General features: G+C 69.7%; 2 protein-coding genes. One reads left to right on the top strand and one right to left on the bottom strand.

Annotation, left to right across the window (positions count from 1 at the left end):
- Window positions 1-34: 34 nt before the first annotated feature.
- Complete coding sequence (locus AA75_RS43730; RefSeq protein WP_082527292.1) at window positions 35-901, bottom strand: helix-turn-helix transcriptional regulator; 867 nt, start codon at window positions 899-901, stop codon at window positions 35-37.
- Between the two features lie 418 nt (window positions 902-1,319).
- On the opposite strand from AA75_RS43730, the gene AA75_RS43725 reads away from it, so the two are divergent.
- The coding region (locus tag AA75_RS43725; protein WP_082527291.1) for an ATP-binding protein at window positions 1,320-1,797 on the top strand (478 nt) is incomplete at its 3' end.

Raw genomic sequence — 1,797 nt, 5'->3', positions numbered from 1 at the left:
CCGCACCGGGCGGCCGGGCGGCGCGGCGGGTGCCTCAGCGGTCCTTGAGGATGGTGGCGAGCAGGTCGACGGTCTGGCCCGGGGTCAGGCTGTCGACGCACAGCCGTTCCATCACCTGGATGTAGGCGTCCACGTCGTCCCGCTTGTCCAGGTAGAGCGCGCTGGTGAGCTGCTCCAGGTAGACCACGTCGGCCAGGTCCTGCTCGGGGAAGCGCAGGATGGAGAAGGCGCCGCTCTCGCCGGCGTGCGCGCCGAACCGGAACGGCATCACCTGCACCACGACGTTGTTGTGCTCCGCCATGTCGATCAGGTGCTGGACCTGGGCCCGCATCACCTTGGGGCCGCCGACCGGGCGGCGCAGCGCCGCCTCGTCGATGACCGCCCACAGCTTGGGGCCCTGGTTCTCGGTCAGCAGGCTCTGGCGGCGCATCCGCAGGCTGACCCGGCGGTCGACCTCCTCCTCGGCGAGCGCGGGGCGGCTCTGGCCGAAGATCGCGCGGGCGTACTCCTCGCACTGGAGCAGGCCGGGGATGAACTGCACCTCGTAGGTGCGGATCAGGGCGGCCGCCTCCTCCAGACCGATGTAGGTCTGGAACCAGTTCGGCAGGACGTCGGTGAAACTGTGCCACCAGCCGGACTTGTTGGCCTCGCGGACCAGGCCGAGCAGCGCCTCGCGCTCGACGCCGTCGTTGACGCCGTAAAGGCTGAGCAGGTCGGCGACGTCACGCTCCTTGAAGGAGACCCGGCCGAGTTCCATCCGGCTGATCTTGGACTCGGAGGCCCTGATCGCGTAGCCGGCGTCCTCACGGGTGATGGCGCGTCCTTCGCGCAGGCGGCGGAGCTGGGAGCCGAGGAGGATCCGGCGCACCATCGAACCACCACCGGGCTGAACTGTGGTCATGCGGTCGAAACCTCCACCTTGGGCAAACAGCGCACAGTCTGCCATCAGTTGAGCGCTCTCGGTGCCGGTACTGGTGCAACGATCTACCAGTTCTGCATCACACCTACCATCTTGCACGTGCATCCGGCGCTTGCATATGCCAATCCTGCGACTGCACGTGAATCGACTCTTGCATCTGCAGTGAGCGCAGAGGACCATGGTGCACGTGCACCTGCACACCCCTGGCAATCCCGCGGGCTCCGCCTCGACCACATGCGCGATCCGCACGCCGTACCCGGCAGCGCCCGTCGCGCAGCCGGATTCGCGTGCGCGCGAGTGGTCGTCGGGCGTAGCGGCCGCGCGGCCGAGCGAGTCGGAGGTGACCGGCATGACCCCGGCGGGTCCAGCCGTGTCGGCCCCCTTATGGGAGGAGCTCTTCATGAGCACCGGAACGGCCTTGGCGACCGACCCCCACGTGGTCAGCTGTACCCTCGCTCCCCGTTTCGAAGCCGTGAGAACCGCTCGCGAGTTCGCCAGATCCACCCTGCTCGGCTGGGGTCTCGGGGAGCTCTTCGACGATGTCTCCCTGGTCGCCTCGGAGTTGGTGACCAATGCGCTGCGGCACGCGCTCGGCGCGGCCGAGCCCGCCCGGCTGCCCGCGCAGCCGGGACCGCGGCAGGCGGCCGACGCCACCCTGCCGATCCGAATAAGCCTGGTGCACCGTTCACCGCAGGTGGTCTGCGCGGTGAGCGACCCCAGCAGCAGCGGGCCGGTGGCCCGGGAGGCCGACTTCGTGGCGGAGTCCGGCCGGGGGCTGCACCTGGTGGACTCGTTCAGCCGTTCCTGGGGCTGGCACCCGCTGGCGGGCGCGGGCAAGGTGGTCTGGGCGCTGTTCGAGGCGGCACCGGAGGCTCCGG

The sequence above is a fragment of the Kitasatospora sp. MBT63 genome, from assembly GCF_000710465.2.
Taxonomy (GTDB): domain Bacteria; phylum Actinomycetota; class Actinomycetes; order Streptomycetales; family Streptomycetaceae; genus Kitasatospora.
The sequence above is the reverse complement of the archived record's forward strand: the minus strand, read 5'-3'. Positions and strand labels throughout refer to the sequence as shown.